The following is a 26,338-nucleotide window of genomic DNA, read 5'->3' as shown; positions in this document are numbered from 1 at the left end:
GGGAGGTTAAATTGGAAATGGGAGAAACATTAACGAAACCAGAAGCTGTCATCCAAAAAGAAAACTATTTTTCATTGTCTTTTGTATTATCGAGAGTACTAAATTCAGGCGTCATTATGAGTATTGAAAAAAATGATCTTGAATTAAAAGGATTGGAGAAAGGGATAGCCAAGCTGACCAACAAGAAATATGTCTCCTTATTTAATAGTTACACGGGTGCGATTCATGGTGCGCTGTGGGGACAGGACTTAGGCTACCATACATCTGCACGACTGGATCATCCGAGTGAGCAGGAAAAAAAGTTTATTCATTGGTTAGGAATCACACTCATTTCAGATCAACACATAAAGCAGGCTTATGTGACCGTTGAAGTTAATTGGGATAATCTTCAGCAGTTGGACCAGATCATTTTTAAAGTCAGCGACCGCGCTCCCGTTCTCGTTTTGGATTTTACGGGATTAGGCTTTGGTCCGGTAGCTGCCATCGCAGCAAATGATGAGAACATTTGGAAAAAAGCAGAGCGCTTGAAGATTTTTGGTGCATTTGATCTACAAACAATGTGGACACAGGAAGAAAGTGAACCTGACCTGCAGCCAGCCTTACAGTTCAACTATAGGCTTAGCCCGCTCGTGGCAGCATGCGTGAAGTTAACACTCTTAAGGAGGAACCAATCATGATGAAGTCGGATTTTATTCGCAAGCCGTTAGCGCTGCCATCAGACGATTGGGTTCAAGCGCCATTAGCCTTTCTGGGAGGACCATCGATTATTCCAGAGGATGTAAGGAAGACGAATTTCCCAATCATTACGAAGGAAGATGTCATCCAAATGCTTATCTCCATCCAGCAGGATGGAGAGCAAGTTGTCGATGAGTTCAAAGAAACGTACCGCAATTATGTAGGGGCGAATTATGCGATTGCTACAGCGAGCGGTACATCCAGCCTGCACCTCGCATTAGTTGGGGCAGGTGTACAGCCCGGGGATGAGGTGATCGTTCCTGCATTCACATTCATAGCAACCGCTCAAGCCGTTGTTGCAGCGAAAGCGATCCCCATTTTTGTGGACATTGACCCTATAACCTATTGCTTGGATCCACTAAAAGCAGAGCAAGCCATAACGAACAAGACAAAGGCAATCATGCCTGTGCATGTACATGGCCTGCCTGCTGATTTACCTGCATTGAGACATCTGACTGACAAGTATTCCCTTCGTCTAGTGGAGGATGCCTCCCATGCGCATTCCGCATCGATCCATCAACAACTCGCCGGTTCGATCGGAGACAGTGCAGGACAAAGCTTAATGGCCGACAAAAACTTTCCTGTAGGCGGGGAAGGAGGCATCGCCTTTTTCAAAGAAAAAGAGGATTATGAGCGCGCACTCGCGTTCCTTGATTCATCAGGTATTGATTACCGCATGTCGTGGATCGCAGCTGCTTTCGGTTTGAGCCAGCTTTCCCGACTTCCTTATTATGATGCCATTCGTGCACGGAATGCAGCCTATCTAACCAATGCGCTTTCAGAGACTAAGCTGTTTAGCGGACCATTCGTACCGGATGGGTATAAGCACAGTTATAATATGTATCGCGTTAAACTCTCACCCGAGCGACTTGGGCTTGAGGATTTGGAGGATTATCTTATAAAAGATGCCGTTCAGCAGCTCATTAATTCTGAAGGGGTATTTGCTAGAGAGTGGCAAAATGTACCGATACCAGGGCATCTGCCATTCAAAAATCGGAAAGGCTTTGGAAATGGTTATCCGTTTACGTTATCGGACCGTCAAGATTTTGGTTACGATTTGAACCATTTCCCTGAAACATTGAAGATGCTTAGAAACAGCTTAACGATATGCAGAGAATTAAGAACGCCTATAGAATATGAGCGAATTCAAGCTTACGCCTTAGCTTTCAAAAAAATTGATGCGAACCCGCATATAATTCGAGAACTGGTAGAGCGAGGCAGCGATCTTAAAGTGCTGTACGAAAGAGACGCTAGATTAGGATGAGTACAGCAGAACAACAAACGAAACGAGTAGCCATTTTAGGCGGCAGCGGGTTCACTGGCGCTGAGTTATACAGGCTGCTAAATAAGCATCCTCATTTTGAAGTTCAGTTTGTGTCCTCCGAATCCAAGGCGGGATACCCGGTGGATAAGTTCTATATTGGTTCTATTCATAAGAAAAAGCTCAGCTCGTTAAAGTTTAAAAAAATATCCGAATTAGACGGTCATTACGATGCGGTCTTCTCCTGTTTGCCTACAGGCTCCTTGCCTAAGATCATCCAGCATATTGCAGAGCATACAGACTATATCTTTAATCTAAGCGGGGATTATCGTATATCCGACCCCGATATATTGCATCAACATTATCCAGAAACATTAAAACATGCATATGAAGGCGGATGGCACTACTATATTCCAGAGTTCAGCAAAATCAATACTGAAGCAAAGGTAGTCAATCTTCCGGGCTGTATGGCGGTGGCGACGCTGTATACACTTTATCCGCTTGTGGCGCATGGCTTAATTGAAGGACGTATAGTCACTGATGCCAAGACGGGCTCCAGCGGCGGCGGAAAATCGACAACAGAACATCATGCGGAGCGCTCCCATAACTTCAGAGCATATAAAGTTCATGGTCATCGTCATCAGCCCGAAGTCGTGTATGCATTATCCTATCATTTGAATCAAACGGTAAATTTGCAATTTTCGGTCTATAGTCTTGATCTTCCCCGAGGAATTATGACAACCTCGTATTCCTTGCTCAAAGAGCATGTAACAGAGGTAGATGTAAAAAAAGCATTCTACAGCACGTATTCATCCAAACCCTTTCTTCATTATTTTAACTCGGGCAATGGTTCACCTATGATCAAAACAGTGGTAGGAACAAACTATGCAGAAATCGGTGCTTATGTGGATGGACGAAATTGTGTTTCCATCGTAACCATCGATAATTTAATTAAAGGAGCTGCGGGGCAAGCCATACAGGCAGCAAACAATTATTTTGGATACTCTGAGGAGGCGGGATTGACATTTGAATTTGAGGGAGCGTGGCCCTGATGAGCAGCGGCAGCTTATTTGTAATTAAACTCGGGAGCAGTACGATTGTAAACCATCCTCACATTTTCGAAGAAATTAGCCGTATCGTAAAGCGAGGAAATCAAGTGCTGCTTGTGGCAGGCGGTGCCGAAGCCATTAAGCAAAAATATGAATCCATTCCTCGTGCGATGCCTTTTCTTACATTGCCGTCAGGGGATGAAGTGCGGTACTGTTCACCCGAAGAGATGCCGATTATCCGTGCAGCCTATCATGAGATTATTTTGCCCACTATACATACACAGCTGAAGGCATACGGTCTTTCTGTTTTCTCACAGCTTGGTGGAGATCAAGGTCTCGTCTATGGTGAGAAAGCGAAACCCCTTAAAGTGATTAAGAATCAAAAATCAATTATTGTCCGTGATTCGATGTTCGGTCATTTTGTGGGCAGTCATGTGGCATTTCTCAAATCTGCTTTACAGGCCTTTGATGTTGTATGTGTTTCTCCACCAATATTAGATCCAGAACTGGATGTGTACATAAACATTGATGCAGACGTGCTTGCTGCTCACTTAGCAGTGGACTTAGAAGCGCATCACCTGCGCTTTGTTACTGGAACTGCAGGTTTACTGGAAGATATTGAAGATAAACATTCAACGATACAAAGTGTCTATACGAATGATGAATTAAGCTTTGTAAAAGGGCGCATGAAGCAAAAAGTACGCGCAGCCCAATTAGCAATCCGACAGGGCGTCTGTGATGTGAATATATCCGGTCCTCATACCTTGGAAGCACCCGGCAAAACGTGGTTCTGGAACATGGATCGGGAACTCGGCGCATTCGATTTATTGAATAAAGTCGCGCGCATTCCTTCGGTCTCTCAAGATGAGCATGTGCTTTCACACTACTTATTAGAGACGATAAAGCAACCTCCGGTTTCGGGGGAAATTGACCACGCTGGGAACATCGTTTTCCGCAAAGGGAATGGTCCCCATACGCTGCTCTTGTTAGGGCATATAGATACGGTTCCGCATGTTTGGCCTGTTCGATCCGACTCCAAAGGCATTACGGGCAGGGGAATCGTGGATGCTAAAGGCTGCTTTGTAAATTTCATTCATTTGCTGCAAGAAGTTGATGTGCCAGAGCAGGGATCTTTACTTGTAATTGGAGCCGTCGAAGAAGAAATATCATCATCAAAAGGAGCTCATTTCATTCGAGATCATTACAAAGCGGATGCGGTTATTATTGGGGAGCCGAGCGGGGTAGAGAGCTTAACCCTTGGTTATTACGGTCTCTTTAAGCTGGAAATTACTATTCATCGAGCTCAGGAGCATACCGCAGCCAAAGATAGCCAGAGTGTTATCGACGAATTGTACAGTGTCGTATCAGATATTCGTGTTCTCGTACGTGATATCGATCCGCAATCCCTATCCTCATTAATTGATATCGAGCATCAGAATGAACGGGGCTTTTTGACGGTAAAAGGGACGTTAAACTTTAGAATATCACCTGCGGCAGGCAACGATTATTGGAAAAAAATTGATTTGTCATTTGGTGAAAATGTGACTGTTGAAATCCTGCGTGCAACACCAGGTTTTTCGAACTCTCGCACAGGCTCATTAGTCAAAGCTTTTGTTCGCAGTTTCGCAAAGCAGGGAAAATCGATTCACTATATCAAAAAACGTGGAACGAGCGACATGAATACGCTGGCCACAACTTGGGATTCCGTCCCGATGGTAGCTTATGGTCCAGGGGATTCCAGCTTGGATCATACGAATGATGAATATTTACATTACGGTGAGGTAGAGCAGACCAGAACAATTTTGAAGGAAGCCGTAAACGAATGGTTTCGGCTGAGATTGGAGGAATAAATGGAGCTGGCAATCGATATTCAAAGGGAAGAAATTTCCCTGCTGGTTGATAAAGCGAAAGAAGCGAGGAAATTGATTATTGACATGGCTGCATCACCTACAGGATGCCATATCGGCGGAAGTCTTTCTGCGATTGACTTATTGATTGGTGCGTATTCGAAATATGTTGAAGATCCCAATACGCTCATCATTCTTAGCAAAGGGCATGCTGCAGCAGCATTATATGCCGCGCTCCATGTATACGGGATTATCAAGGATAACCCAGCGGATAGCTATGGAAAAGCAGGCTCTTTGTTCACAGGTCATCCTAATCATAAACTATCAGGAATCCCCTTCGCTACAGGCAGTTTGGGTCATGGCATTCCTTACGCAGCAGGCTGGGCACTGGCGCAAAAGATGAAACAAACGAATGGACTAGGGATTGTGATCGGTGGAGATGGGGAGCTGCAGGAAGGGTTATGCTGGGAAACCGCACAGATTGTCCAAGCCCAGTCGATCACTAATTTTGTATATATCGTAGATTGCAACGGAGGCCAAAACGATGGTTATGTGCATGACATATCACCGCTTCGCAATCTCCGGCAAAGATTTGAAGCGTTTGGCTTTGCTGTCAAGGAAATCAACGGCCATCATTTCGAAGAAATCCTTGCCGCGATTGAACCAGATCCAGATAGACCGGTAGCCGTCCTAGCCAATACGATAAAAGGAAAAGGTGTTGCAGCGATTGAAGGAAACCCCGAAGCGCATTATGTTAAAATCCCGGAGAAGCTCGCCCATAAATGGAAGGTGAATTTATCATGACCAAGAAGTCAGGTAGAGATGCCTATAAAGATGAGTTGACTACACTTGCTTCCAGCAACGACCAAATTGTATGTATTGAAGCAGATCTAGGAGGCAAAAATCATCCTTTTGGACAGCAGCATCCCCAGCGTTTTTTTAATCTAGGCATCGCGGAATTAGCTGGCATTGATATGGCAGCCGGTCTTGCTGAAGCAGGTTATGTGCCATTCTTCTCAACCTTTGCTTCCTTTGCAGCATTGCGAGCAGCGGAAAGCATCAAGCTGACGATGGGGTATATGGGAAAAAATGTGAAGGTTGTAGCTGCGTATGGAGGGGTATCTGGTGGTTGGTTTGGAACGACACATCATGCACTGGAGGACATCGCAGTCCTCCAATCGTTTCAGAACATACGGATCGCCTGCCCTCATGGTGAGCAGGAAACACGAAGAGTAATACGTGAAGCAGCAGCATCAGAGGAGCCGTATTATATTCGCCTTTCTAGAAATGATGCTTTTGACAGCTTGGATCGAGCAGAGGACGAGAGCTGCAGAAACTTAATTGTTGAAGGAGGCGCACGTACTGCCCGATCCAAACTATGCTTGATTTCCGTGGGTGAACAAGCAACAGAACTTTGCAAGCGGATCGTTCAAGAAGACGACGATATCGTACATGCGCATTTATGTTACGTCGACATTCAAAGCTTGAAACCTTATATTCAACCATTAAGCGGTTTAGCTGACCAATTTCTGGTCGTTGAGGAGCATCGAGCAACCGGCAGTACGGCGTCCTATCTAGCCTTATTATTGCCAAAGCATCAAGTTCACTCACATCATTGCGGTGAGAAATGGCCAATCTACGGCGGTACACATGCTGAGGTTCTAGACTATTTAGGATTTGGGTTTGAACCACTGCAACAACAAATCCATAATATTCTAGGAGGTAAGGATGGTTTTTAGCGTACTTAAACAAAGAAACTTCCGCCATTATTCCTTCGCTGATATTATTTCCGGGTTCGGCGTAGGCATGAGTACGATTGGTGCGAACTGGTATCTCATGGATCAGACAAATTCGATTACCGCCATAGGGTTCATGCTTTCCTTAAATGTTATTTCAGGTTTTCTCATCTCCGCATTCGTAGGCACCTTAATCGATAAATGGAATCGAAAAACGATTATCTTATGGGCCAATGGCATTCGGGCGATCGCCTTGTTAATCATTACAGGAGCTTTTGTATGGACGGGATTCCGAATTGAATATCTTTATGCCTTTGCCATTATTAACGGGATGGGCTGGACCGTGTACATGACGGCTTCTCGAAGCCTGGTTCAGGAAATTCTAACGGAGAAGGATCTCATTCATGGCAACTCCTTAATTGAAATCAGCTTGCAAGTAGGGATGTTTATGGCTGGTGCACTTTCAGGAGTGTTGTACAAATTCGTTGGTTTTGAGATCATTCTTCTTCTAAATGCGCTCGCCTTTATCGTGAGCAGCTTCTTACTTAGTCGAATTCAATACACACCTATCCCTTTTGAAAATGATAAAGAGACCTTTTTTGCAACGTTTAAGAATGGCCTAAAATATCTGGCGGAACGTCCATTTATTTTCTTGCTTGGTATTGTATCGATTATTCCACTTGTTTCCACTATGATTTACAATGTCGTTCTTCCTGGTTATGTGAGCAATACGGTGCAAGGTGATTCCGTTGTATTCGGTTTGTCAGATATGTTTTATGGCATTGGGGGATTATTGTCTGGATTTATTGCAGCACCCTTGGCAAAAAAAATATCACAACATGGAACCATACTATTATTTTTTATGATATCCGTGCTGAGCTTGCTCGCTGTAGCGTTTAACCATTTGATTCTGCTTTTGTATTTTGGCAGTGTGTTGATCGGATTAACGAACTCTTCGTTACGTATTTTGATGACAACGACGCTGATGGAATCGGTATCCAAATCCTACATGGGTCGAGCGACTTCGGTCTGGATGGCGATTTCCTTGCTCTTGCAGACCTTGTCCGCCACAGGGCTTGGCCTTGTCATTGATCATTTCTCTCCAGGTGCGGGTTTTATCTGTATGAGCGGCTTAATGTTCATCGGATTTGTTGTGTACTTTGTGATGAATAGTAAAGCGACACTAAAAAGTACTCTGGAAGCCTGAAATTTGCATTGCGAACCACTTCTTTCATAACCATTAAAGGAGGATAAAAAGATGACAGCAATTAAAACGGTAGCTTTTGTTGAACCAAGTTTCTATGGCGTTAGTTTTGCGAGAGTCGCTTTTGAACAGGGACATAAAGTTATTTCCATCGTTTCTTCAACGGAAAATCCGCAAAAGTATGGATATGAAGTGATCTACCATGATTTGATTGTCGCAGATATTCGAGATGAAGAGTCACTCTATCAAGCGATTGTTAGCTCCCCCTATGCGAATCAACTGGATGCGTTAATTCCTGCTACGGATTACGCCTCTCACGTAACTGCGAAGGTTGCGGAGCGGATTGGACTTAGAGGAGTACCCTACGAAGCAGCTTTAAAGTCGAGAAACAAAGATTTGGCTAGAGAAGCTTATGCTGAACATCAAGTTCCGAGTGCAAAATTCAAAAAAGTGAGAACTTACGAAGATGCTTTAGCAGCTGCGGAAGAGATCGGATTTCCTATCGTATTAAAACCGACGAATTGCGCAAGCAGTCAAAATGTTTATTTCATCAACAATACAATTGAACTGAAGCATGCAATAGATGCGATCTCAGCGTTTAAAGTAACTTATATGGACTTTAAAGTCCGCGACGAGTATTTAATTGAAGAGTACTTGGATGGTCCAGAATTCAGTGTCGAATTGTTCGTAAAAGATGGGGAGCCCATTTTCTCGGCCGTTACTGAAAAATTGACCTCGCCGCTTCCTTATTTTGTTGAGATCCTTCATACATTACCTACTTCAGTGCATGTAGAGCATGAGGATCACATCGTTCGTACGGCTGTTGATGCTTTGAGAGCTATTGGGATAGTGAATGGACCAAGTCACGTAGAAGTGAAGCTTACAAGTACGGGGCCACGAATTATCGAGGTGAACGGCAGGCCAGGAGGCGACAACATTTCTTCTGATTTATTAGTGCAAGCGTTCGGTGTCGATATATTTGAAGCAACCGTTAACTATTATTTAAACCACCCGATCAATATTCAGAAAAGGTTTAACCGCGCAGCTTCAATTGCTTATGTGACCGCCGATCGAGAGGGTATTTTCGATGGAATTGAAGGTTTTGCCGATTTAGAACAACATACAAATGTTATCCGAGCACAGCTAACGGCAGCTGAAGGAGATTTGGTCTCAGAAGCAAAAAGCTCGGATGATCGATTGGGTTATTTCATTACAGTTGGCAACACCCCTCAAGAAGCAAAAGAACTAGCCCTTGCCCTTAAAGAAACGTTAACGGTCGTGTATCACCAGCATGAAACAGTGAGTGCAGCGGGGTAGACGCAAGAAAAGAATTGAGTCTGAATAAGCAGGGAACAGGCTCTTAATGAGCCTGTTCCTTCCATAAATAGAATGTAGAAATAATTCCACGATTAATCATATCAAATGAAAGCCTTTAAGAGACAAGCTTCAACCCTACGGCTGAACCTAATACCATCGTTATAAAAACAACCCTTTTCCAGTCTTTCGATTCTCCATATAAAAGCATTCCCAATATAGCTCCGCCTGACGCTCCAATCCCCGTCCAAATGGCGTACGTTGTTCCCATAGGCAGTGTTTTCATGGAATAAGCAAGAAATAGGAAGCTTGCTAAAAATCCGATCGTTAATAATACAACGGATTGCCAATTGCGATCCTTATGCAATTTATTTATCATCGCAACACCAAACATTTCAAACAATCCTGCAAATATGAGAGAAATCCAAGCCATTAGGATACAGCTCCTTTCTGATCTTTATCCTTCGTAACCAATTTCAAGCCCATGACTCCCGCTAATAAAAGTAAAATCAACAACATTTTGGTCCATTTAAATGGTTCTCCAAAAAATATGATTTCGGAAAAAACAGTTCCTGCCGTACCCATTCCTACAAAAACAGCATATACCGTTCCGACGGGCAGTTTTTTGCCTGCAGCGATCATTAAATAGAAGCTGATAATAATAGAAATAACAGTTCCTGCCCACGTCCAGAAATCATCCGCGTGTTTTAAGCCAATCACCCAAAAAACCTCGAAAAAAGCGGCAATAAATACTTTAATCCAATTCGAATTCACCAAAATACACCTCCAATTTTATTGTTGCCAAAAAACATAAAAAAAAAGCCCAAGAGTAAACTGTTTAACAGTTTCTCCCAGGCTTTTATCCTTCCGTGACACAGCATCGCTGTGAGTTTTCTCTCGGACCAGACCAACGGTTACGCTGCGGAACCCTAGAAAACATTTCGTTTATTCAATTACCTTGTATTATACACATATCCGAATCAATTACAATACTCATAAAATGGAAAATAACAAAAAAAGATCTTCCAGAACATGTAGTACAACCCTTGGAAACCATATATGCTTGATATAAAATAATAGGAAAGCATTAGGAGAAAGGGGAAGCTGAACATGTCGATGCAGATCGAACTGAAACCGAGAAAACCGGGAAGCAATGGCAAGATGCTAGTCTTGCTGATTCATGGTTTGGGCGCTCCTGAAACGTGGGTAAAGCCAGGCAGAGACTGGGCGGAGCTCATCGCATCAGATCCGGACATCACGGATACGGATATTGGTATCGTTACATATGACACCTCTAAGCTCATCAGCAGCATCTTTGGAATCGAAGGAGAGTTTGAAGTTTTAGGTCAAAAAATTAGTGTCAGTAAAAAAAGTCCTCTGTCCATAGACCAGCTTGCTATTCAATTAAAGGCTATTTTGGATGGGTATACCTATAGAAAATATGAGAAAATCGTTATCGTCGGCCACAGTATGGGAGGATTAATCGGTAAACGATTCCTACTCAACGAATATTTGCATCGCAAAAAAGGATTAGAACGGATCGGTGGCTTTATTAGCTATGCAACACCTTATAACGGCTCTAAATTCGCTGAATTCCACCATTTAATAAAGCGCTTTCAGAATCATAAGCAAATCGATCAGCTGCGTTCAAACAACGCTTTTTTGGATGATATGAACCGCAGCTTTTTTGATGCTCAAGAAGAGCTTAAGAGCTTCTTCACGTCCATTTACTGCTTCGGAGACAAGGACACCGTAGTCGAGGAGGGAAGTGCTGTTCCTACGATGGGACATTCAACCAAGTACGCGCTTGCCAGGTCTCTGCCCGGTGATCATGGCACCATTCTAGATCTGCTGCAAGGGCATCTCTCAACGAACTACGATATTCTAAAAGGACTTTTACTAGACGTACTTGGCCCTTTTAATCCTTCACCATTAGGTGTACAAGATAACCCCCCAGAGATTACAACTTCCTTAGACCTGTCGGACAAGCCAGCAGGATCAGCTAATGTATCTAAGATGCAGGCTCGATTAAACGATCAATTTGAGATTCACCGACACGCGCTGGATACCATCTTCATACGACGTTTCAAAAATGATGACGAAATAAGAACAAAGCTTATTGCTTCTATGAATGATGTTCTTCGAAAGCTGAAGGAGATGGAAGAAAGCAGATTACAGCTGTTTCTAAAGCTGTACCAATTTGCAAACATTCGTCTTCCTGAAGGAGAACCCGGCCTGCGCGAGCTGTGGGAGCTGCTGGCTCTCGTCAATTTGGTATATCCCGATTGGAACTTTATCGATCCTGAGGAGTGGGTTCATTTGTCCAATCTTCAGCTGGATTCCGATCGCTGGGTGCGTATGCTCTACTCACAGGCTAAAGAAACGATGCCTGAGGTCGTCATCGGATTTATGACTAAACTTTATACCAATTCTTTTCAATCTTATATGAAGTCCAGAGACCATTCGGATTTATTCCCATATCGCTTGCTGCTCGAAAATATTAATACGGAATCACTCGCAAAAGGCAACCCAGAAAACCTATGCGAGCATTGCAACAATGGCCGTAAAGCTGACTTTTCCAAAATATTACTACAATTTGCTCAAGACACAAAGTTAACCATCTTCGAAGGTTTAGAATCTAATCGCTTATCCGGAACGGTCAGTATCAGTTGTTCCTCTTGCTTGCGTCAAGTTAGACATGAAGTGAGTTATGAAGAAATTTGCACGCGACTAAGGAGTGTGATTTGAAAATGGTGCAACAGATATTTGACTTTTTTGACCAACAATCTGACCTTGAGAAGCTAACAAATGTATCGATTAGGCATATAGATGCCCTTTACTTTTCTGCGAAGCAAATTTTTGCTGTCGTTTCCTATGACTCTCCATCATCACTCGAGAATCACTGGGAGCGAGCAGCTTATCAATTTGCTTACCGGGTACAGAATCAGCTGCCCAGCGAACTAGATGATTTGCGTTGGGACATGTATTTAGTCCTCTTTGTAGACGCGCAAGAGCTAAGCAATGTTTTGAAAAAACGCATCGAGTCAAACCGCTTTTTCTTTCGCAAGATAATCATCACGAGCTCTGATTTAAATCGTTTAGCTGAAAAACTGCCTTTAGACTTTCAAACTAAGCTGCCCGAGCACCAGCTCGAGCGCCTTTGGTTTCATGATCGGCATTTTCTCCAGCAATGGCAATCCTGTGTTCAACAATCGACGAAAGACCAGTTAAATAAAGCTTTGTTTAAAGCTGATGAGCAGTCTGTGGACAAGCTATTGTCATCTTTAAATATTCCAGTGTTAGCTGAGGTGCTCAGCCATGAGGATTAATGCAATCACAATAGAAGCATTCCGCGGGTTTAATGAGAAGCGAAGATTTGAATTTCCCAATACAAGCATTGTCATTTTACATGGCCCAAATGGTTACGGAAAAACCTCTTTTTTTGACGCGATCGAATGGGGATTAACCGGTAGCATTTATCGTTATGAGCAAGACCCCGAACGAAAATTATATCGATACATTGGGAATCATTTTGCCGGGGATAGAGCTCCAAAAGTAATCATTGAGCTAGGAAATTCAGACATACAAATCACAGTAACACGTACGGGGATCGCCAATACGAATGTAAGGACAGATAGCGGAGCCCATTTGCTTGAAGTTGAGATTAATGGTGAGAAGGTACCTGCCAAGGAGGCAGAAGCCGTTTTAAAAGAGAAGCTCGTCCACGCGGAATGGCTCGATAAAGTGGATTTAAACAACAGCTTGTTTCTTACTCATCTTCTATGTCAAGAACGGATGAATGGCATCCTAAGAGGCATGAAGGAGAAGGAACGCTACAATTCGGTTTCCCGAATTTTCGGCACAGAGCAATTTTCGAGCTATGGAGAACTCGTACATAAAGCAAGGATGGAGCTGGAAGAAAGAAGACTAGCATTTAGCCAAAAGCGTGGGCAGCTGATTGCGGAGGAAGAAACGCTGGAGCACCGTATTCAAGGCATTAAGCTAGAAATCTCAGAATTCTCGCCTGCATCACGAAATAATCAATGGTCAACAGCACTTCATAACTATGAAGCTGTCTTCCAAAAAGCAGCGGTTTCAGAAGATGAAGATCAGGTTATTTCATTGATCAAAGAAGCCGAGGAGCAAATAGAAGCTCTAGTTCAGGAACGAAATCTTTTGGAAAATGATACAATCAGACGGCTAGATCTAGCAAAAGATGCTATGACCTCATTACAGGAAAAGCTTCCGCTTCTGATGCAATGGGAACGAGAAAATCATCTTACTCAAACGCTAGATGAACACTTAAATACAATTCAAAAATTGCTAAGGCTCAATGAAGAAGCAGATAGTTTTTTGCAAAACGAACAGATCAAGCTCCAAAACGAACAGCTGTATGAGGATTTACAGCAGCAAACAACGGCAATTCAGCATAGAGCCGATCACTTATTTGAAGCGCTAAATGAAGTGAAAAAATTATTGCTTCAGGCAAAAAACCGTAAAAAATTTGATGGGATGAGCGGTAACTTTGCCATGGCTTATCCACGCTTAGAGGAGTCTCCTCGACTCGCACTCTATCATTCATTACGAGAGTTAGAGCTGCGGTTTCGTGAACAAACAGATTTGGAAATCTCCTTTATGGAGGCTGATCGTTTACACAAGCAGCAGTTGGAATTTGTACAGCAGCTTGTGCTTCATGAAAAGAAACATAAAGCTTTTCTAAAGCATGTTCTACAGGTTGCTATTGAACAGCCAGAGCTAGAATGCTGCCCTGCCTGTGGAATAGAAGATGTTGATTCATTACGCCTGCAAAACTATGTCAGCACCCAGATGGATGCCATTCATCCTGATCTAGCTCGTGCAGAAAAAAAGAGCCTCGAGCTTGAATTACAACGACAAATCTATAATGACCAGCTGTTTGAAGCAAAAGCAAATGTTAAAGAAAGTCTAACCATACTTCAAGCCACCATGCAGGAATGGAGTGATCAGCATACTCAATTGCTCGATCAAGTGGCAGATTTACAAGCAAAGCACTACGATTTGCACAAAAAAATGCAGTTAATGGACAAGAGCTACAATGATTTCAAAGCATTGGCTGATGAGTTGGATATCCCTATTCATACGCCAGCTCTGAAAGAGCTGTTGCTGACTAAGCTGGATGAAGGCAATAAAAAAGTAGATCATTTACGCAAGCAGCTTATTACGATTGCTACATCGTTTTCATCCCTGACAAGGAAGAGCAAAGAGAGAGAACTTAAGCATCTACAAGATGATGTCGTTGTTTGGCTAGGTAAACTAACGGCAGAAGGAATTATTGGTGCCAGTGCTCAAACAACGGATTGGAGCGCAGTTGCAGATCAGTTAGACGCAAAGGCTAGTTTGATTGATGAGTCATTGCTTGAAAATACTCGTAAGCACGGAGCAGCAACACAATTATTAGATGCTTTCCGAGCAAACACAGATCTCGCACTGCTCGAACAATTACAGCAACAAAAAACTGCCAAGCATAAGGTCATAGAACGAGTGGAAGAAGGTCTTCGAACCATCGAAGACATGGTTGCCGCTCTAAAGGATGCCGAGCAGGCCGTGCCAGATGCCATTCGCGGCTTGAATGAACGAGTCATGGATCAAATGTTCGATACTATGCGTTCCATCTTTGTCAGAATCAACTCTCATCCCGTATTTACCGAGATCGATTATGATACGGGGAAAAAATTCAACAGCAATCGCTTATTTCTCAAAGTGATGACGAGAGAAGACGCGGCCCTTGGCCACCAAGAAGCAAATCCCTCGTACATATTTAGCGCAGCCCAGGTGAATGCCACTGCGATTTCATTCTTTTTGGCCATGGCGCTTACGCAATCTTGGTCCCCACTGTCCTTTGTCGCAATGGATGACCCTGTACAAAGCATGGATGACTTGAATGTAGCTGCATTAATTGATCTTATACGTAATTTAGCTGATTCCAAATTGCAAAATCATAAACAATTTATTATCTCAACACATGATTCGACCTTCTATCAGGTGATGAGAAAGAAGTTCAGAATGCTGAATGTAGGCATTATTGAATATGATTCCTATTCAGAAGCAGGCCCTACATTTGAGCAGCGTGTAGTAGAAGCTACGGATAAGAAGCCGATTGCCATATTTTCGAAAGCAGACTCATAAAAAATCAATCATAAAAAGTCGATTTCCTGTACGATTAAGGAATCGACTTTTTTTATTATAAATGGCCTAAAAATATAATTAATCTAAACATGAGAATAAAAATTTTCAACTTCGTTGTATATAGTGTAAAAGCTTTTACAAAAAAATAAGGAGAATCGCTAATGAAGTCTAATGATAAAAATTTCATCCAACGCTTAAAGCGCCAGAAAGAAGATGCTTTAGAATATATCGTTGATACCTATTTGCCCTTAATAAAAGGGGTAACTTATAAAGTGCTGTCCCCGCTTGAGAACGAGGGAGTTATTGAAGAATGTATGAACGATATTTTGTTATCCATATGGAACAATTCGAATAAATTCCATGGCGATTCGACTGATTTCAGGAAATGGATTTGTGCTATAGCCAAGTTTAAGTCTATTGATTATTACAGAAAAAATAGTAAAAGAGTTGAGTTCACCACTAATGAAATGGAATTGAGCTCCGAAAAATCGGCAGAAGAAGAGTTGATTATGCTGGAGGATAAAACGGAATTAATTCAATTAATCCATTTATTAGAGCCTGTGGATCGGGATATTTTTATAATGAAATTTTTTCTTGGATTAAAAACAGAGGATATATCAGCGAAACTCGATTTAACGAAATCTTCCATCGATAATCGAATTTATAGAGGGAAAAAGACACTTTACACCAAAGCGATGCAGCTGAATTGGAAAGGTAGTGTATGATGAAGGATATATATGAATTATTAAACGATATAGATCTAGACGACAAGCAGTTTGTGGAAATGGAAGTAACTGAATTTGAAAAGACCAAGGTCATGAAAGCATTAAAGCAGTCCTTAGCTGAAAATAAAAAAACACAGCGTTGGAAAAAGAATGCTGCTGCTGCAGTCATTCTAATCGGTTTAACGACTGCTACCTTTGGCATTACGTTCCCTGCTTATGCTAGTGAAATCCCCGTTATAAGAAATATATTCAGGTTATTGGATACCGGAAGGGTCGGATTTTATGATGACTATAAGAAATATTCCAGCGAAATTAACATGTCAAAGGAGAGCAGCGGCATAAAAGTGACGATAGAAGATGCGATTTTTGATGGGAAATCGGTTACCTTAACCTATGCATTAGAAAGTAAACAAGACTTGGGTGACGAACCAAAGTTACATGGTTTATTATTTGCAAAAGGAGCACTCGGTGGTAGTCAAAGCTCTGAAATTACAAAAGTGGATGAGAATAGTTATGTAGGTTTAGTGCAAAGCAATATCGATTTTCGTAATCAAAAGGAATTGGATCACGTAAATTTAAATTGGACTATTGAAAATATAACAGATCAAAATAACGAAGAGAAAATACAAGGTAAATGGAACTTTGCTCTTTCTTTAGACGCAACGGCGAATCAAACACAGATCATAAATCAAAGTATTGAACATGAGGGAGTAAAAGTGAACATAAACCATATATCCTACACCCCCATGAGCTTTATCGTTTATTACAATCAAGTGATTTCGGATGAGACAAGAAATGAATGGGATGCTGTAGATGTGGATATCGAAATTAAAGACGACTTAGGCAATCATTATGTAGGTAAAGGCAATGGAGGAGCAGGTGAGCGAAGCGGCTATAACATGAACTGGAGTAAAACCTTCGAAAAATTAGACCCAAATGCTACCAAGCTTATACTGACATCTCAAATAAACTTGTATGAACACACTGCCGAAAATCATGGATCATTAGAAATAACGAGAGAAGAAGGTTCAAAAGAAATTGTATTGCCTAAAAAATCAGGTAGAGGTAGAGAACAAATTAAATTAGATGATATTGTCATTGAAATAAAGAAATAAATGATAAGTCATTAAGGCTAGTGAGATGACATGCTATGGTTGCTTCAAATTAAGCCATTAAAAAAGCGAGCAGGATCGTAACCTGCTCTTTTTTGTTGCATATTTAATAAGGAGAAACGATAATTTAATGATATGTGGGAAATAGGATTGATTACATTTATAAATAACAACTTTTGATTAAAAGGTAATATTAATCGGAAAAATGTGCTATAATTTAAAGTTGAAATTTCAAAGCTTTAACAACAACAAGAAAAGGTGAAACGAATGATAATGAACGAATGGGAACAACTTTTATGAATAATGAATTGAACCTTTATAAACGTATCTTAAATAAACTGCCCGACTTGAATATTAAGCTTGCTGAACCCGTTAAAAATCACGCATATACAAAATTAGGGGGGAATGCAGATGTATTCATTACTCCAAATAAATATGATGAAATAAGCACTGTCTATAAAATTGCGAAAGAAGAAAATGTTCCAGTTACCCTCTTGGGACATGGCTCCAATCTTATCGTGAAGGATGGCGGCCTTCGCGGGATTACGATGCATCTAAAAAACTTGAATGAAGTTCGTACCGAAAATTGTACAATTATTGCGCAGGCTGGAGCTTCGATTATAGATGTGTCTAAGCAAGCATTAGAACAGCATCTGTCTGGACTTGAGTTTGCATGCGGCATTCCAGGTACGGTCGGTGGTGCATTGTATATGAATGCAGGTGCCTATGGCGGACAAATTTCGGATGTATTAGTCAAAGCTTTAGTCATGAACGAAGCAGGCGAGCTTCTCACATTATCAAGTGAGGATCTGTCATTAAGTTATCGGAAGAGTAATATTTCTGCAAATAAATATGTCGTTCTCGAAGCTGTATTTAATCTTAAACAAGCTGAATATGCCGATATTAAAGAAAAAATGGATGAGTTCACTTTTGCGCGAGAAAGTAAACAGCCATTGGAATATCCTTCATGCGGCAGTGTATTCAAACGCCCGCCCGGATATTTTGCTGGAAAACTGATACAAGACAGCGGTTTGCAAGGGAAACGAATCGGAGGAGCAGAGGTATCCACGAAACATGCAGGTTTCATTGTAAATGTGGATCATGCTACTTCCCAAGATTACATTGATTTGATCGAAGTTATTAAGTCGACGGTAAAACAAAACTTTGGCATAGATTTAGAAACAGAAGTCATTGTCATTGGGGAAGACAACCAAAACTAAAACAAATGATTAATGTTCAAAGACCCTTCCCATTCAATTGGCGAGGGTCTTTGATTTTTTACAATATTTATATTTATATAACATTTTTGGTTTCTTATATAAAATTTATCTATTATGTAATCGATTGACCGTAAGCAGGTGTGAATGCTACAGTTATCTCAGCCTTTAATCCTCACTTAACCCGTAGGGATTATGAGTTTAATACATACCAAATTGGAGGAAACGATTTTGAAAAAGTTTAATGGATTTGCGTTTGCCCTTGTTTTCTTATTTGTTATTACAGCATGCGCCAATAATGGCAGCAGCAATAAAGGAGAATCAACCGCTGGGGTTAAAAAAGTTATTGTCGGCACTGGCAATGATTTCGAACAAGTAGCTTTTCTCGATGATAACGGAAAGTTAACAGGCTACGACGTTGAGGTTATCAGAGAGATAGACAAACGTCTAAAAGAGTATGAATTTGAGTTTCAAACGATGGAATTTTCCAACATTCTATTAAGTCTAGAAACGAAAAAGATCGATATAGCCGCTCATCTATTCGAGAAAAACCCTGAGCGTGAACAAAAGTTTTATTTTAACGAAGAACCTTACGCTTATTGGCGGAACAAAATTATTATTGCAGCAGTAAACAATGAATCGATCAAGTCCTTAGATGATTTGAAAGGAAAAAAAGTGCTGATTGGCCCGACCAGCGCTCAAGCTCAAATCCTTGAAAATTACAATAAGGAGCATGATGGCGCAATAAAAATCGTGTACCAGCAAAACGATGCTAACGATGAAGTTCTTCAAATCACTAACGGACGGGTTGACGCAACAATAAGCGCAGACTTCCTTCTTCCGATCAAAGATCCGCAAGGTAAGCTCAAAGCAGTAGGAGATGCGCTTAATGAGGGGCATATCCAGTATGTACTCCGTAAAGACGACCCCGAGTCAAAGAAACTTGCCGACGCTGTGGATCAAACGATAAAAGAAATGAAAGCGGATGGAGCCCTCGCAAAGCTTAGCACGGATTGGCTTGGTCAGGACTTTTCAAAATAAAGGCTTACCAATTTAAATGTGGAGGTGATTATTCACTATGGGAATTGCAGTGATTTATGGAAGCTCCCGCAAAAATGGAAACTCGGACCAACTAGCGAATTTATTAGTTGAAGGATTTGAAGCAGATAAAATTCACTTATCTGACTATAACATCAAGCCTATAGTCGATTATCGGCATTGTGAGAAAGAGCCTTACCCAAATGATGATTACCATCATCTGATCGAACGCGTAAAGGCACAAGATGTATTAGTGTTCGCGACACCTATCTACTGGTATGGCGCATCAGGCCTTACGAAGACATTCATTGACAGATGGTCCCAATCATTAAGAGAGAATAAGGCCGAGTTTCTATCTAGTTTTGCGTCAAAAACAGCCTGGGTCATCGGTATAGGCGATGACGAGCCCCATCTGAAAGGAATTCCGCTTGTTCAGCAATTTCAATATATTTTCGACTATACGGGCACAAATTTTGCAGGTTACATCCTTGGGAGAGGCAACAAGCCTGGCGATATTTTGCAAGATACCATTGCTTTGGCCACTGTGGAGGAAATCCGGAAAAAGTGGCATACTTAATCAAAATGTAAATTTAGAGGAATTCACACGTTGTAACAACATCTGAATTCATTTTATAATGTAAAGAGGCAGGGAGGTGATAGGAATGGCAAATCAAATTGCCGGGAAAAGTAACTGCTCATGCAAAGCCTAATATTAGGGCGATACTTTGCGTGGGGCCGGACTGAAATATTTTCGCCCAATGGAGCTCATATCGTTTCTAATAAAAGCTTTGCACCTTATATTTTTTCATTAAAAATAAGGGGCTGAACAGCTATGAATAAACCATTTATTAGAAACCATCAATATAATTTAATTAAGAAACAAGCACATCTGCTTCAAACTGCATGCAACACGGTATCCGATCCGAAAGTAGTTGAAGCGGTTAGGTATAGTACACAAACAAAAATTACCGAAGCGTTCCAAGACGCAACTGATCTTCAAAAGCATGAGTTAGAGAAGCTTGCAACGTTAAATAGGACGGAAGAAATTCAATCCTATTTGCAATCGCTGCAGCTTTTGATGTCGGAATTCACTCAAGTAACGGCAGCTCAAATAAAAAAGCTGTTTCCAAAAGTAAAAAAGCTAAAGGTACCCGATTTAGCTGATATTGACTACCGTTATGTCACGTATTTGGGTTGGACCGATATCGCATCTAATAGGCTGTTTCTTATTTACCGTCAAGACGGACAGCTTATCGGCATTGAAGGAAAGTTTACGCCAACAAATAAGAAAAGCAACTGTTTTTTGTGCAATAGACATGAAGAAGTTGCGTTATTCACGGCGATTACGAAATCAAGGCCTGCTAATGCTTCACCGGATTACTACAAGGCGATTGGAAATTATATGTGCGTAAACAGCGAAGCCTGCAACGCAAATATAACCGATGTCACCGTTTTAGAGAAATTCTTCAGCAACTTCATCGGAAAACATGAATCATAAAATGAAAAGAAGCATCAGAAATTCTGATGCTTCTTTTTTTCATGGTGATTTGCTTCCTCCAGTATATCTGATTGCAGTCTACACAAGTTCTTCAAAAGTGTAAGTTACAATGAGGATAAGGAATAGTGGATAGGAGGACACAAGAACAAATTTTTTAAAAAAAGAAATGAAAAAACGTTTCCGAAATACCCATTGGGGGTATAATGCGAATAACATACTGAACGAAAAAACAGAGGAGTGTTATATAAAATGAAAAAACAATTGCTTTTAATTAGTGTTGCTGCGGTAATCGCTTTAAGTGGATGCGGTAAAAACGAAAGTGCTGAGAACGCTATGACCAGCAATCAAGGTGAAGACCACTCACAAATGAATCACTCCAATAGCAGCCAGCTTCCTAAAGGGTTAAAAGAAGCAACGAATCCGACCTACAAGGTGGGAAGTGAAGCGATTATAAAAGCAGACCACATGGCAGGAATGAATGGAGCTACAGCAACAATTGTGGGCGCCTATACGACTACTGTATACGCCGTATCTTATACCCCAACAACGGGCGGCGAAAAAGTGACCAATCATAAGTGGGTTATTCAAGAAGAAATTAAAGATGCAGGCGACAAACCCTATGAGCCAGGTACAGAAGTTATCCTTCAAGCAGACCATATGGCGGGTATGAACGGCGCAACCGCAACAATTGATACCACAGAGCAAACGACGGTTTATATGTTTGATTACGTTCCAACCACTGGGGGAGAAAAAATGAAAAACCATAAATGGGTAACGGAAAGCGAGCTTTCACCGAAGTGATCAACCGTTTCTGAACAAACGACGATTCTTACTTAATATTAGAGAGAATCGTCGTTTTTTTGTACAGGAAAACGAAACTTTTTTACAAATAATGGCGTCTAATCCTAATTAGACATTAAAATGAGCATCAAATAAGTTTCAAAATAAGAAAATGAACATAACCAGTTCAACACATCCCATGTGTTGAACTGGTTTTTTGTTTTAGAGGAAAGAAGCTTAGATTAGTTTTATTATCATTGAATCGCATACGATTTCCGTAATATTACATCTTATAGCTCGGTCAAATATGTCTTTATAATGTAAGGGTGTGACAACGTGAGGAGGGATGTCTATCATTCTAAAATGAACTAGGAAAGTGAACGGAAGGCTATACGGAAATCGCATAAAAGTGAAACAATCTTTTTTGTAAACGCTGCCATTCGTACGTTTCTCGGTAGATCGCACATTTTCTCGCACCCCCACATTATTGAGGAGGAATATAATGCGCAATAAGTATGTTGCATGGTCGCTTATCGTTACCATGCTATTCTCGACCTTGCTCCTATCTACTGGACCGTTTACTCCCGTTTCTGCTGCAGGTGGATCAAATCTGTCAATCGGCAAAGACGTTACAGCAAGCGGCCAATCTCAAACCTACAGTCCAAGCAATGTGAAAGACAGCAACCAAGGAACGTATTGGGAAAGTGCAAATAACGCATTTCCACAATGGATTCAAGTCGATCTCGGCTCAAGTACTAGCATCGACCAGATCGTATTAAAGCTGCCTGCTGGCTGGGAAACAAGGACGCAAACGCTTGCGGTTCAAGGCAGTGTTAATGGAACAACGTTTACGAATATTGCAGCTTCTAACGGTTATGTATTTAATCCGGCGGTTGCAAGCAATTCGGTCACAATTAACTTCACTTCAACGAACACACGTTATGTTCGCTTGAATTTTACAGGCAATACAGGCTGGCCAGCGGCACAGTTATCCGAATTCGAAATTTATGGCACTGCGCTTACACCGTCACCAACTCCTACGTCAACGCCTACGGGCATCTATCAGGCTGAGTCTGCTGCACTGTCCGGCGGAGCGAGTGTAAATACGGATCATACCGGCTATGCCGGCACTGGATTTGTTGACGGCTACTTAGCACAAGGTGCGACAACAACGTTTACGGTCAATGCAGCCGCGGCAGGCAGCCGCAACGTGACACTCAAGTACGCCAATGCGAGCGGAAGCACAAAAACAATAAGCATCTACGTTAACGGAACAAAAATCCGCCAAACCTCACTTCCAAACCTTGCGAACTGGGATACGTGGGGAACGAAAGCAGAAGCTCTCCCTTTAAATGCAGGCTCCAATACGATTGCTTATAAATACGATGCAGGTGATTCCGGCAATGTCAATCTTGACCAAATCACGGTTGATTCAACGATCATTACACCTACACCTTCTCCTACAGCAACGGCAACTCCTACTCCAATAGCTACTCCTACGCCAGCGGTGACGCCAACTCCTACGCCAACAGTGACACCAACTCCAACAGCAACGCCTACGACTCCTCCAGGTGGAAACATCGCTATTGGCAAAGCTATTAGCGCATCATCCAGTACACAAACGTTTATCGCAGCGAATGCAAACGACAATAACACCGCCACTTATTGGGAAGGCGGCAGCGCTTCGAGCACCTTAACTCTCGATCTTGGGGCGAATCATGACATTACATCCATCGTGCTTAAGCTGAATCCTTCTACAGAATGGGGCACTCGTACACAAACGATTCAAGTACTAGGCCATAACCAAAGTACAACAACCTTCAGCAGCTTAGTGTCGGCACAAGCTTATACGTTTAATCCAGCTTCGGGCAATACGGTAACGATTCCGATTACCTCGACGGTTAAACGTCTGCAGTTGAATATTACGACGAACTCCGGCGCACCTGCCGGTCAAATCGCTGAGTTTCAAGTCTACGGAACGCCTGCTCCAAACCCTGATTTGACGATTACAGGCATGTCATGGGCACCGGTCTCACCAATAGAGACTAACGAAATTACACTGAACGCAACAGTTAAGAATATCGGCAACGCCAGTGCCCCGGCGACTACAGTCAACTTCTACCTTAACAATACGCTTGCCGGCTCTGCTCCAGTAGCCGCACTAGCGGCCGGTGCTTCAGCAACAGTGTCACTTAATGTTGGCGCCAAAACAGCAGCTACGTACTCAGTAAGCTCGAAGGTAGATGAGAACAATGCAATTATTGAGCAAAATGATGCCAACAACAGCTATACGAATCCATCATCACTCATTGTCACTCCTGTAGCCAGTTCCGATTTAATTGGAACTGTATCCTGGACACCTAGTAATCCAGTTGCCAGCAATACAGTCGCTTTCAACGTTATCCTTAAAAATCAAGGAAACATTTCTTCAGCAAGCGGCACCCATGGCGTAACCGTTATTCTTAAAAATTCAGCCGGCTCTACCATTCAGACCTACAACGGGTCATATAGCGGTACTTTAGCAGCTGGCGCATCTGCAAATGTCAGTATTCCTGGAACATGGACAGCAGTAACAGGCAACTATACCGTATCAACAATCGTTGCTGTTGATGCAAATGAATTAGGAATTAAGCAAGCAAATAACACGAGTTCAACAAGTCTAGTCGTTTATTCTGCTCGAGGTGCTAGCGTGCCTTACAACAGGTACGATACGCAGGATGCGACTCGTGGTGGAGGGGCAACTTTACAATCTGCACCGACATTCGATCAGGCGCTGATTGCATCCGAGGCATCTGGTCAGAGCTACGTGTCACTTCCATCGAATGGCTCATATCTTCAGTGGAACGTAAGGCAAGGGGAGGGCGGAGCAGGCGTTACGATGAGATTTACGATGCCTGACTCGTCAGATGGCATGGGGCTCAGCGGATCACTTGATGTTTACGTCAATGGTGTCAAAGCCAAGACCATCTCGCTCACATCTTACTACAACTGGCAGTATTTCGCGAGTGATCAACCAGCTGACACTCCATCCGGAGGACGTCCGCTCTTCCGATTTGATGAGGTGCATTGGAAACTAGACACAGCCCTTCAACCTGGCGATACCATACGTATCCAAAAAAGCAATGCAGACAATCTCGAATATGGTGTAGACTTCCTTGAAATCGAGCAGGTTCCTGCTGCGATTGCCCGCCCAGCCAACTCGGTTTCTGTAACGGATTTTGGCGCTGTTGCAAACGATGGCCTCGATGATCTTGCAGCTTTCGAAGCTGCTGTAACATCAGCGGTTTCTACTGGGAAAATCATGTATATACCGGAAGGAACATTCCATCTCGGAAACATGTGGAAGGTCGGTTCTGTCAGTAGCATGATTAATGATATTACGATCATGGGTGCAGGCATCTGGCATACAAACATCCAGTTTACCAACCCTAATGTAGCATCGGGCGGCATTTCATTCCGTGTCGAAGGCAAGCTTGATTTTAGCAATATCTATATGAATTCCAAGCTGCGGTCACGCTATCACGAGGGTGCTATTTACAAGGGCTTTATGGACAATTTCGGAAAAAATTCAAAGGTACACAATGTATGGGTTGAGCACTTTGAATGCGGTTTTTGGGTAGGGGATTATGCACATACACCAGCAATTTATGCGGATGGGCTGGTGATCGAAAATAGCCGTATCCGAAATAATCTTGCTGATGGTGTCAACTTCGCTCAAGGCACAAGTAATTCGACTGTTCGCAACAGCAGCGTCCGAAATAACGGTGATGATGGTCTTGCCGTATGGACGAGTAATGTAAATGGTGCTCGCGCGGGTGTCAACAATACTTTCTCGTTTAATACGATTGAGAATAACTGGCGTGCGGCTGCTATTGCATTTTTCGGCGGGGGAGGACATAAGGCTACTAACAACTTGATCATCGACACTGTCGGCGGATCTGGTATTCGAATGAACACTGTATTCCCAGGCTACCATTTCCAGAACAATACCGGCATTTTGTTCTCGGATACAACAATTATAAACAGCGGAACTAGTAAAGACCTCTACAATGGTGAACGCGGAGCTATCGATTTGGAGGCATCTAACGATTCCATCAAAAACGTGACGTTTACCAACATTGATATTATCAATACCCAGCGCAGTGCTATCCAGTTTGGATATGGCGGCGGCTTTGAAAATATCGTGTTCAACAATATCAATATTAATGGTACAGGACGTGATGGAATCCTTACATCGCGGTTCACATCACCGCATCCAGGTGCGGCAATTTACACCTATACGGGGAATGGATCAGCAACGTTCAACAACCTGACGACTAGCAATATCGCTCATCCCAACACGAATTACATTCAGAATGGATTTGGTTTGATCATTCAGTAACAGATGGATCATTCAGTAACAATAAGAAATGGCTGTGTGGGGGAGTTCTTCGGAACTCTTCCACTTTTTTTATGTTTATCAAAGCTATACAACGAAAATGAGGAATCTAAAAATACATATTAAATATATACGATTTTAGAAAATGAATGTGAAAAACAAACAATTATATGAGCAATTAGTTGATAACGTCGTTATTTAGATAACACAAAGCGAATAGTTAACCAAAATGTTCATGATTTAAATAAAAATAATCGGAATAATCCAAGCATTCTATGC

The 26,338-nt window shown here is 42.1% G+C and carries 21 protein-coding genes and 1 riboswitch; of the genes, 19 read left to right on the top strand and 2 right to left on the bottom strand.

Going from position 1 to position 26,338, the window contains the following annotated elements; translation table 11 throughout:
• The first annotated feature begins 17 nt into the window (after positions 1-17).
• The 8 genes from MHH56_RS16065 to MHH56_RS16030 are packed head-to-tail and all read left to right on the top strand — an operon-like array spanning position 18 to position 9,149.
• On the top strand, positions 18-677 hold the full coding sequence (locus MHH56_RS16065) for a degT/DnrJ/EryC1/StrS aminotransferase (protein WP_339209323.1): 660 nt from the start codon (positions 18-20) through the stop codon (positions 675-677).
• On the top strand, positions 674-1,999 hold the full coding sequence (locus tag MHH56_RS16060) for a DegT/DnrJ/EryC1/StrS family aminotransferase (RefSeq protein ID WP_339209322.1): 1,326 nt from the start codon (positions 674-676) through the stop codon (positions 1,997-1,999). The genes MHH56_RS16065 and MHH56_RS16060 overlap by 4 nt, the downstream gene beginning before the upstream one ends.
• On the top strand, positions 1,996-3,048 hold the full coding sequence (argC, locus tag MHH56_RS16055) for an N-acetyl-gamma-glutamyl-phosphate reductase (protein WP_339209321.1): 1,053 nt from the start codon (positions 1,996-1,998) through the stop codon (positions 3,046-3,048). Before MHH56_RS16060 ends, argC begins: the two co-directional genes overlap by 4 nt.
• Positions 3,048-4,895: a M20/M25/M40 family metallo-hydrolase gene (locus tag MHH56_RS16050; protein WP_339209320.1), complete on the top strand. Its 1,848-nt coding sequence runs from the start codon at positions 3,048-3,050 to the stop codon at positions 4,893-4,895. The genes argC and MHH56_RS16050 overlap by 1 nt, the downstream gene beginning before the upstream one ends.
• On the top strand, positions 4,896-5,696 hold the full coding sequence (locus tag MHH56_RS16045; RefSeq protein ID WP_339209319.1) for a 1-deoxy-D-xylulose-5-phosphate synthase N-terminal domain-containing protein: 801 nt from the start codon (positions 4,896-4,898) through the stop codon (positions 5,694-5,696).
• Positions 5,693-6,631: a transketolase gene (locus tag MHH56_RS16040; protein ID WP_339209318.1), complete on the top strand. Its 939-nt coding sequence runs from the start codon at positions 5,693-5,695 to the stop codon at positions 6,629-6,631. The genes MHH56_RS16045 and MHH56_RS16040 overlap by 4 nt, the downstream gene beginning before the upstream one ends.
• Entirely contained in the window at positions 6,621-7,835 is a 1,215-nt protein-coding gene (locus MHH56_RS16035; RefSeq protein ID WP_339209317.1) for an MFS transporter, read from the top strand. The genes MHH56_RS16040 and MHH56_RS16035 overlap by 11 nt, the downstream gene beginning before the upstream one ends.
• Positions 7,836-7,886: 51 nt before the next feature.
• Positions 7,887-9,149, top strand: coding sequence for an ATP-grasp domain-containing protein (locus MHH56_RS16030; protein WP_339209316.1), 1,263 nt, complete (start codon positions 7,887-7,889; stop codon positions 9,147-9,149).
• Between the two features lie 115 nt (positions 9,150-9,264).
• Here the strand turns inward: MHH56_RS16030 and MHH56_RS16025 are convergent, their stop codons facing one another.
• Positions 9,265-9,579, bottom strand: coding sequence for a multidrug efflux SMR transporter (locus tag MHH56_RS16025; RefSeq protein WP_339209315.1), 315 nt, complete (start codon positions 9,577-9,579; stop codon positions 9,265-9,267).
• Positions 9,579-9,920, bottom strand: coding sequence for a multidrug efflux SMR transporter (locus MHH56_RS16020; protein WP_339209314.1), 342 nt, complete (start codon positions 9,918-9,920; stop codon positions 9,579-9,581). Before MHH56_RS16020 ends, MHH56_RS16025 begins: the two co-directional genes overlap by 1 nt.
• Positions 9,921-9,992: 72 nt before the next feature.
• Positions 9,993-10,090, bottom strand: a riboswitch (guanidine-I (ykkC/yxkD leader).
• Positions 10,091-10,256: 166 nt separating this feature from the next.
• Between MHH56_RS16020 and MHH56_RS16015 the strand changes: the two genes are divergently transcribed.
• From MHH56_RS16015 to MHH56_RS15965, 11 genes are all read left to right on the top strand, one after another.
• A complete protein-coding gene (locus MHH56_RS16015; protein WP_339209312.1) occupies positions 10,257-11,894 on the top strand; it encodes an ABC-three component system protein in 1,638 nt (545 codons plus the stop codon).
• A 2-nt stretch (positions 11,895-11,896) separates the two neighbouring features.
• Positions 11,897-12,475 carry an ABC-three component system middle component 1 gene (locus MHH56_RS16010; protein WP_339209310.1) on the top strand — a complete coding sequence of 193 codons (579 nt, stop codon included), beginning with the start codon at positions 11,897-11,899 and terminating at the stop codon, positions 12,473-12,475.
• Positions 12,465-15,311 carry an SMC family ATPase gene (locus tag MHH56_RS16005; RefSeq protein WP_339209308.1) on the top strand — a complete coding sequence of 949 codons (2,847 nt, stop codon included), beginning with the start codon at positions 12,465-12,467 and terminating at the stop codon, positions 15,309-15,311. The genes MHH56_RS16010 and MHH56_RS16005 overlap by 11 nt, the downstream gene beginning before the upstream one ends.
• Before the next feature lie 161 nt (positions 15,312-15,472).
• Positions 15,473-16,036, top strand: coding sequence for a sigma-70 family RNA polymerase sigma factor (locus MHH56_RS16000; RefSeq protein WP_339209306.1), 564 nt, complete (start codon positions 15,473-15,475; stop codon positions 16,034-16,036).
• Positions 16,036-17,151 (top strand): DUF4179 domain-containing protein, encoded by a 1,116-nt coding sequence (locus tag MHH56_RS15995; protein ID WP_339209611.1) that lies wholly within the window; start codon positions 16,036-16,038, stop codon positions 17,149-17,151. Before MHH56_RS16000 ends, MHH56_RS15995 begins: the two co-directional genes overlap by 1 nt.
• Positions 17,152-17,444: 293 nt before the next feature.
• Positions 17,445-18,368: a UDP-N-acetylmuramate dehydrogenase gene (murB, locus tag MHH56_RS15990; protein ID WP_339209303.1), complete on the top strand. Its 924-nt coding sequence runs from the start codon at positions 17,445-17,447 to the stop codon at positions 18,366-18,368.
• Positions 18,369-18,644: 276 nt separating this feature from the next.
• The gene (locus MHH56_RS15985) at positions 18,645-19,406 is read left to right on the top strand and encodes a transporter substrate-binding domain-containing protein (protein ID WP_339209610.1); all 762 of its coding nucleotides are present in this window, start codon (positions 18,645-18,647) and stop codon (positions 19,404-19,406) included.
• A gap of 37 nt (positions 19,407-19,443) precedes the next feature.
• Positions 19,444-19,980 (top strand): flavodoxin family protein, encoded by a 537-nt coding sequence (locus tag MHH56_RS15980; RefSeq protein ID WP_339209302.1) that lies wholly within the window; start codon positions 19,444-19,446, stop codon positions 19,978-19,980.
• Positions 19,981-20,235: 255 nt separating this feature from the next.
• On the top strand, positions 20,236-20,901 hold the full coding sequence (locus tag MHH56_RS15975) for a FusB/FusC family EF-G-binding protein (RefSeq protein ID WP_339209301.1): 666 nt from the start codon (positions 20,236-20,238) through the stop codon (positions 20,899-20,901).
• A 249-nt stretch (positions 20,902-21,150) separates the two neighbouring features.
• On the top strand, positions 21,151-21,702 hold the full coding sequence (locus MHH56_RS15970) for a YdhK family protein (protein WP_339209300.1): 552 nt from the start codon (positions 21,151-21,153) through the stop codon (positions 21,700-21,702).
• A 481-nt stretch (positions 21,703-22,183) separates the two neighbouring features.
• The gene (locus tag MHH56_RS15965; RefSeq protein WP_339209299.1) at positions 22,184-26,062 is read left to right on the top strand and encodes a discoidin domain-containing protein; all 3,879 of its coding nucleotides are present in this window, start codon (positions 22,184-22,186) and stop codon (positions 26,060-26,062) included.
• The last annotated feature ends 276 nt before the right edge of the window (positions 26,063-26,338 follow it).

Source organism: Paenibacillus sp. FSL K6-3182, from assembly GCF_037976325.1.
Lineage (GTDB): Bacteria > Bacillota > Bacilli > Paenibacillales > Paenibacillaceae > Pristimantibacillus.
Note: the sequence above shows the minus strand (reverse complement) of the source record. Positions and strands in the feature narration are given on the sequence as shown.

Coding starts and splice junctions, on each gene's coding strand:
- MHH56_RS16025 (WP_339209315.1), bottom strand. CDS start 9,579: ATGGCTTGGATTTCTCTCATATTTGCAGGATTGTTTGAAATGTTTGGT.
- MHH56_RS16045 (WP_339209319.1), top strand. CDS start 4,896: ATGGAGCTGGCAATCGATATTCAAAGGGAAGAAATTTCCCTGCTGGTT.
- MHH56_RS15980 (WP_339209302.1), top strand. CDS start 19,444: ATGGGAATTGCAGTGATTTATGGAAGCTCCCGCAAAAATGGAAACTCG.
- MHH56_RS16035 (WP_339209317.1), top strand. CDS start 6,621: ATGGTTTTTAGCGTACTTAAACAAAGAAACTTCCGCCATTATTCCTTC.
- murB (WP_339209303.1), top strand. CDS start 17,445: ATGAATAATGAATTGAACCTTTATAAACGTATCTTAAATAAACTGCCC.
- MHH56_RS16040 (WP_339209318.1), top strand. CDS start 5,693: ATGACCAAGAAGTCAGGTAGAGATGCCTATAAAGATGAGTTGACTACA.
- MHH56_RS15970 (WP_339209300.1), top strand. CDS start 21,151: ATGAAAAAACAATTGCTTTTAATTAGTGTTGCTGCGGTAATCGCTTTA.
- MHH56_RS15965 (WP_339209299.1), top strand. CDS start 22,184: ATGCGCAATAAGTATGTTGCATGGTCGCTTATCGTTACCATGCTATTC.
- MHH56_RS16050 (WP_339209320.1), top strand. CDS start 3,048: ATGAGCAGCGGCAGCTTATTTGTAATTAAACTCGGGAGCAGTACGATT.
- MHH56_RS15975 (WP_339209301.1), top strand. CDS start 20,236: ATGAATAAACCATTTATTAGAAACCATCAATATAATTTAATTAAGAAA.
- MHH56_RS16030 (WP_339209316.1), top strand. CDS start 7,887: ATGACAGCAATTAAAACGGTAGCTTTTGTTGAACCAAGTTTCTATGGC.
- argC (WP_339209321.1), top strand. CDS start 1,996: ATGAGTACAGCAGAACAACAAACGAAACGAGTAGCCATTTTAGGCGGC.
- MHH56_RS16005 (WP_339209308.1), top strand. CDS start 12,465: ATGAGGATTAATGCAATCACAATAGAAGCATTCCGCGGGTTTAATGAG.
- MHH56_RS16060 (WP_339209322.1), top strand. CDS start 674: ATGATGAAGTCGGATTTTATTCGCAAGCCGTTAGCGCTGCCATCAGAC.
- MHH56_RS16065 (WP_339209323.1), top strand. CDS start 18: ATGGGAGAAACATTAACGAAACCAGAAGCTGTCATCCAAAAAGAAAAC.
- MHH56_RS16000 (WP_339209306.1), top strand. CDS start 15,473: ATGAAGTCTAATGATAAAAATTTCATCCAACGCTTAAAGCGCCAGAAA.
- MHH56_RS16010 (WP_339209310.1), top strand. CDS start 11,897: ATGGTGCAACAGATATTTGACTTTTTTGACCAACAATCTGACCTTGAG.
- MHH56_RS15995 (WP_339209611.1), top strand. CDS start 16,036: ATGAAGGATATATATGAATTATTAAACGATATAGATCTAGACGACAAG.
- MHH56_RS16015 (WP_339209312.1), top strand. CDS start 10,257: ATGTCGATGCAGATCGAACTGAAACCGAGAAAACCGGGAAGCAATGGC.